We start from the raw sequence: 5,453 nt of genomic DNA, 5'->3' as shown, positions 1-5,453 counted from the left end.
CCCCCCCCCAGCCGCTACTGACCACTTGAGAAAATCTCTCCTGTTGATTCTCATCAAATCTCTCCTTTTCGCGGAATGGGAGTTCTCCTATCCATGGAACCACTTACTTTCTATGGCAAATCCACACAGATTATAAAGGGGCAGAGAATCAAAGATCAATGAACAAACTGAGAACTTTTTGGATAAATTTCCCTAAAATTTGACTGTTTTCCTCACCAATTGCAGTAACCTAAGCAGAGGGTTGGTGTGGAAGCTAAAGTATAGTGATTGAAAACGTTTATAATTTAAAAGTTAATGGAGTGAAATTGGGAAGGTTAACAGCAAAAGAAAAACCGCTCCAAAAGAAGCGGTAGACTGTCATCAATGTAACTGCCTGGGCAACTGTGCAAGTTGCCGTTCATTTCTCTCGCTACTGCTGTAGCCTTTTTTTGCCAGTTTATCAACACTTACTCAAAATAATATGACTATGCAGTTTCGCACAGTCACTTCCGAAATAATTATCTTTCTCTTGAGTAGGTCATACCAAAATAAATTTCGTTTTGTAGAGTATACTATATGGATTTTTCAGACAAAGACATGACCCAGCAAGAGCTGGTAAATATGCTTCACATCACGCAAGCTACCGATTCCCGTTATAAAGCGGAGAGTTGGATATACCCACTGCAGCCCTCAATTCATAGATTTTTACAGTAAGGATGGAGATGGAATGAGAAGCCTATTGGAGGATTTGTATCATGGCAATTTGTGTCCTGATGAAAAAGTGATCTCCAACGACCCGAATTATCGGCAAATCAGCCGAAAGATATCCGAGGCGATGGAGACTTGGAAAAAGCGGCATTCCGAGGAGGAGTTTGAGGAGCTTGAGGCTTTGCTGGACTTATACTCTCAGACGCATGGAATGGTCTTCTTTTACATACGGCTTCCGGCTTGGAGCAGGAATCATGGCTGAGATATTAACCGGGAAGGACTAGCTTGCTCGCAAAATGATTGCCTTTCCTGATGCTCCGCCATTATAGGAATATAATCCCACTTCGGCTAATCCATGAGCGGATGCCTGAATCTTTTAGACATGAAAAAAATCGCACAGATACCCACTTAAAAAATGGGCCATACAATAAGATTGAAAAAAGTCATTTTTGAATGTATTTTAATTCTTTTTTTTGTTTCTCCAGTTAATCAAAGAATTTAAAATTATTGAAACTATTAATAACACTAAAAGAGTATTAGTTAAAGCTATACCCGTATTTAAATGATCAATTTTTTGTGATATATCCCCCAACCCCACTGAAGTATTAGATCCTAAGTTACTAACTTGATTGGCAATATTATTCAAACTTTGAGATATTTCTGAGTTATCCATGTGAGTTAAAAATCCCCTTTCTAACTGAGTTTCTATGTCAAAAATAACATACTAATATCATACTTGCAAATTAATGTAAATATATTCACCATAAATTATTAATATTAACATATATTTGAACACTATATACATAGATCACCAATTAGTAGTATGATTTTTTGTAATAAAAATACATTTTTTTGGAGGTAAGGTTATGAAGAAAAGTTTTAAATTCTTGGCCAGCATGTCATTATCACTTATCATGTTAATGACCGCATCATCGGGCGTATTTGCTGAAAGCGCAGAAAGCGTTTCTTCAGTACATAAGTTGAAGCTTGATGCTTTGACTGTCGATACTCCATATGATCCTGCCTTTTATGATTTTGTGAGAACGGAAAAGGGAAAAGAAGTAAATGTTAAAGTCGTCGAAAAGGCCACTGGTGATGTTGTTACTGAATATGGCGAAATTGTTGGTGAATCCAAGCCAGGGAAACTAACAACTGCTGCTTTAAGTACTAATTCAACTGCCTCTACGACTTCAACAGGAACATATACCACAAGAACTGCATATAGAACTTTTTATGACAGCGGATATAATGGAACTCACTTTGCCCAAGCAACACTTTATACAGTTTACCAAACTTGGCAAAGTGGATCCTTTGGACAAATTAATTCAGTTTCTGATACTTATTGGGCGACAACAGGTAGCGGCAGCTATACTTTGGTTGACCCACATGCTTCAACTGTCCCAACAGGTTCTATTGGCTCGTATCCTTGCAATCAAATAACCACTACAGGTACTGTAGTTTTCCAAACTGCACAAACCGAGTCATCAGGTATTAGCATAGCAAATTTTGGTTTCACGATGTCTACAACAGGATACTATAGATATCCTGTTAATAATGCAGCATACAATATCACCTTTGGAATCTAATATTCCGACGATACTTACAGAAATTATTTATACGTAATCTTTCATCTAATTGAACTCATGTAAAGTGCACCCATTAGAATGAATAGGGTTTAACTCTCAGTTAATCCTTTGAAAATTCTAAGGGGTGCATTTTTTTATTTACGGATGTTACAGAAAATAAACCACAGCCCCGTCAGGTTTAATCCTACGGGGTTATGGTTTTTATATGTAGTAAGGCATTCTACATCTGTATAAAAGCAGAGAAGCTCATATGATTGTGTTACAGCTGAATCAAAGATGCGGAGGACCGGGATCGAACTGGTACAGAAGTCACTACCGCAGGATTTTAAGCCTAATCTCCTATTCGGACATTAAAGCCTGCGCGAAGAATTTAATGTTGGTTGATGAACGCCACTCACCAACATCGATATGTATGTCCGATCACTCGAGAAGTGTTTCAATGATCTCATTATTGATGTAACCTTTGATCACCCCTTTTAGGGCTACCTCGACTCTTCTTTTTGCATTCATTTTGTTAAATAAATTATTGACATAATAAGAAACGGTTCTCTCACAGGCATGGAGCTTCGCAGCGATTTCTTTGTTGGTATACCCGAGTGTTATGAGTTCAAGCACCCTTTGTTCCTGAGGAGACAAATCATCTTGTCCAATCCCCTTGCACTGCGAAATCGTGAACTGATCATGCACCATCAGAATTGTACTATAAACTTCAAGCAATGAAATATCTCTTGTAATATAGGCATTGGCGCCGGATGAAATGGTCCGCATTTCGAGAAAAGAGCTTTTATACGAGGAGTACATGATGATTTTCAGATCATGAAACTTTTCCCTTATATGTTCAATAAAAACGAAAATATTAGGGTGCTCTATACTCAAACCAAGGATAATCACATCGGGTTGAATCAATTGAATTTCTTCATAGGATCCTTGTTCTGATTTATATTTCCTGCTAACAACATGCATTCCATCCTTTTGCGTAAGGTAGGATTCAAGCCCAAACATAACAATCTCCTGCTTACCGATTAACAGCACGGATACTTCTTGCATCTCCATGATTTGTTCTCCTTTTTTGTTCGGCAAGTACCGATTTTTGCGCTTTAGCCGATACAATTAGCGGCTGACCCTACTGTTTCTCAGTTCAGGTCCAACCCGGAATGCATTGTTTTTAACAGGTAAAATGAGAACGATGTTTTTTCATAAGGGACACTCCGAACCAAAATCTCGCCGCCCTGTTTTTCAACCAGTTTCTTGGTAATACTTAGCCCGAGGCCGCTCCCGTGGGAGGTCATACGGCGGGACGCTTCCCCCATATAGAGCCGATCGAAAATAAAAGAAAGGTCTTCAGGATCAATGCCTTTTCCGCAATCCCAAACTTCAATCCACACCTTCTCCTGTTCTTCCCGCATTTTGATGCCGTGTATTCCTCCGTCATACCCGTATCGAATGGAGTTGGTAATGAGATTACCCAATATACGTTCCATGCCAGCGGGATCAGCCCATGCAAATACCGAATAAGCAGGAAAATCAAGAACAGGAGAAACGCCTATTTTTTCAAAATCTTGATAATAGGTTGCAACCACCTCTTGTAATATGATGGTTATATTCAACTTTTGAAGATTCGGAGCAACGTCGTCGGCTTCTAATTTTGCCCAATCAAAAAAATTTCGAATTAATGCCTCCAGCATTTGCGATTTCGTGAAAATAATATCAATGTACTTTTCGGTTGTTACTTTGTCCCGATGCGAATCGGTTTTTAACAACTCAGCATAGCCGGATAACGAAGTGAGTGGCGTGCGTAAGTCATGGGCAATATTCGTCATGATTTGCCTTTGCGCTCTTTCCAGGCGCTCCGTTCGATTCGTTAGGTTCCGAAGATGGCCGCTGAGAAGATTAAGCTCTTCCGCCAATTCATTTATTGAAGCGTTGCTAGTCCTGATTAAGAAATAGCCGCTTCCGTGACCGGACCGAAGCTCCTCCATTCTGCGGGTGATGCGGCGCAGTTGTCTCAAGCATTGAATGTACTTGCCGAGTATAACGGCGGACAATCCCCCGAGGCTCACTAGAAGCGCCAGTAGGAATGTCATACTTGCTCCTTCCCGCTTAACCGGTAGCCGATCCCCCACACCGTTTGGACATAGTCCGGATTTGAGGGGTCTGCTTCAATTTTGGTACGCAGTCTTCGAATATGAACCATAACCGTGTTATCGTCCACTTCAAGGGAGTACGACTCATCCCAGACATGCTCAAAGATTTGCGATTTGGTGAATACGCGTTGAGGCTCGGACATCAGCAGCTTCAAGATGGAGAACTCCTTGGACGTCAGCGGTATGGATTGACCGTGAACGTTCACCTCAAAGGTGTTGCAATCTAACTTCAGACCGTTATAGGTCAACACCGAAGAAGTCTTATCCCCCTCCTTTGGCTGAAAATACAGATAGCGGCGCAAGTTCGCTTTCACACGCGCCAAAAGTTCCCCCACCAAAAACGGTTTCGTAAGATAATCATCCGCCCCTAAGCCAAGGCCGAGTATTTTGTCAACCTCCGTGTCCTTCGCCGATAAAATAAGGACTGGGACTTGGTATTCTTCGCGAATCCTGCGCAATACCTCCAGGCCATCCATCCCGGGCAGCATAATGTCCAAAATGATTAAATCATATGACCCATGCTTAAACCGGTGAAGGGTATCGGCTCCATTATGTACTGTATCAACCCGGTATCCTTCCTTAACAAGCGCATGGGCAACCAGCTGGTAAATTTCCAAATCATCTTCAACGACTAAAATTTGGATTTCACTCATAGATAAGATCCTTCTTAGTATAGATATATAATCCGAGGCCCATGGACAAAAGAATCAAAATTCCCGAAACCAAAAGCCCCGGTTCCCAAACGGGGTAATCCGGTATATTAAGCGGATAGTAGGAAAATAGATATGGGATTAGCCAAGGGCTCAAAGTGATATACTTGGACGATACTACCCCTAAGGGCATACTCATTATCCCGCCTCCCGCACTTGCAATTGCACATAATATTGATTTTCTTACCACAATTGCGATAAAAGCAGCCAATGGAGTCAAAGCGATATACAATAGCCATGTTTGAACAAGAAAAGCCAATTGGTACCTCAAATTTGCAAGTGTCAGTGGCTCAGACAACAGAAAAAGTCCGATTATCAATTCAAAG

The 5,453-nt window shown here is 40.8% G+C and carries 8 protein-coding genes; 2 read left to right on the top strand and 6 right to left on the bottom strand.

The genetic code is table 11. The features are described 5' to 3' along the window. On the bottom strand, window positions 1–54 hold a 54-nt coding region (locus tag L691_RS34175; RefSeq protein ID WP_156934160.1), incomplete at its 3' end, for a twin-arginine translocation signal domain-containing protein. Between the two features lie 652 nt (window positions 55–706). Between L691_RS34175 and L691_RS27830 the strand changes: the two genes are divergently transcribed. Next, entirely contained in the window at window positions 707–949 is a 243-nt protein-coding gene (locus tag L691_RS27830; RefSeq protein ID WP_332249028.1) for a DUF6809 family protein, read from the top strand. Window positions 950–1,147: 198 nt separating this feature from the next. On the opposite strand, the gene L691_RS31790 is transcribed toward L691_RS27830, so the two are convergent. Next, window positions 1,148–1,360, bottom strand: a complete 213-nt coding sequence (locus L691_RS31790) for a hypothetical protein (RefSeq protein ID WP_156934159.1) — start codon at window positions 1,358–1,360, stop codon at window positions 1,148–1,150. Window positions 1,361–1,553: 193 nt separating this feature from the next. Between L691_RS31790 and L691_RS31785 the strand changes: the two genes are divergently transcribed. Further along, window positions 1,554–2,273, top strand: coding sequence for a hypothetical protein (locus tag L691_RS31785; RefSeq protein WP_156934158.1), 720 nt, complete (start codon window positions 1,554–1,556; stop codon window positions 2,271–2,273). Window positions 2,274–2,693: 420 nt separating this feature from the next. Here L691_RS31785 and L691_RS30510 read toward each other — a convergent pair whose 3' ends face one another. From L691_RS30510 to L691_RS33335, 4 genes are all read right to left on the bottom strand, one after another. Continuing rightward, window positions 2,694–3,326: a response regulator transcription factor gene (locus L691_RS30510; RefSeq protein WP_025689090.1), complete on the bottom strand. Its 633-nt coding sequence runs from the start codon at window positions 3,324–3,326 to the stop codon at window positions 2,694–2,696. A gap of 80 nt (window positions 3,327–3,406) precedes the next feature. Next, entirely contained in the window at window positions 3,407–4,282 is an 876-nt protein-coding gene (locus L691_RS0104680) for a sensor histidine kinase (RefSeq protein WP_198022976.1), read from the bottom strand. Window positions 4,283–4,353: 71 nt separating this feature from the next. Then, a complete protein-coding gene (locus tag L691_RS0104675; RefSeq protein ID WP_025689086.1) occupies window positions 4,354–5,070 on the bottom strand; it encodes a response regulator transcription factor in 717 nt (238 codons plus the stop codon). Further along, the coding region (locus L691_RS33335; RefSeq protein WP_036735320.1) for a hypothetical protein at window positions 5,063–5,453 on the bottom strand (391 nt) is incomplete at its 5' end. The genes L691_RS33335 and L691_RS0104675, both read right to left, overlap by 8 nt.

It is taken from the genome of Paenibacillus zanthoxyli JH29 (genome assembly GCF_000520715.1).
GTDB lineage: Bacteria > Bacillota > Bacilli > Paenibacillales > Paenibacillaceae > Paenibacillus_AQ > Paenibacillus_AQ zanthoxyli.
This window is presented reverse-complemented; position numbering and strand designations above follow the sequence as displayed.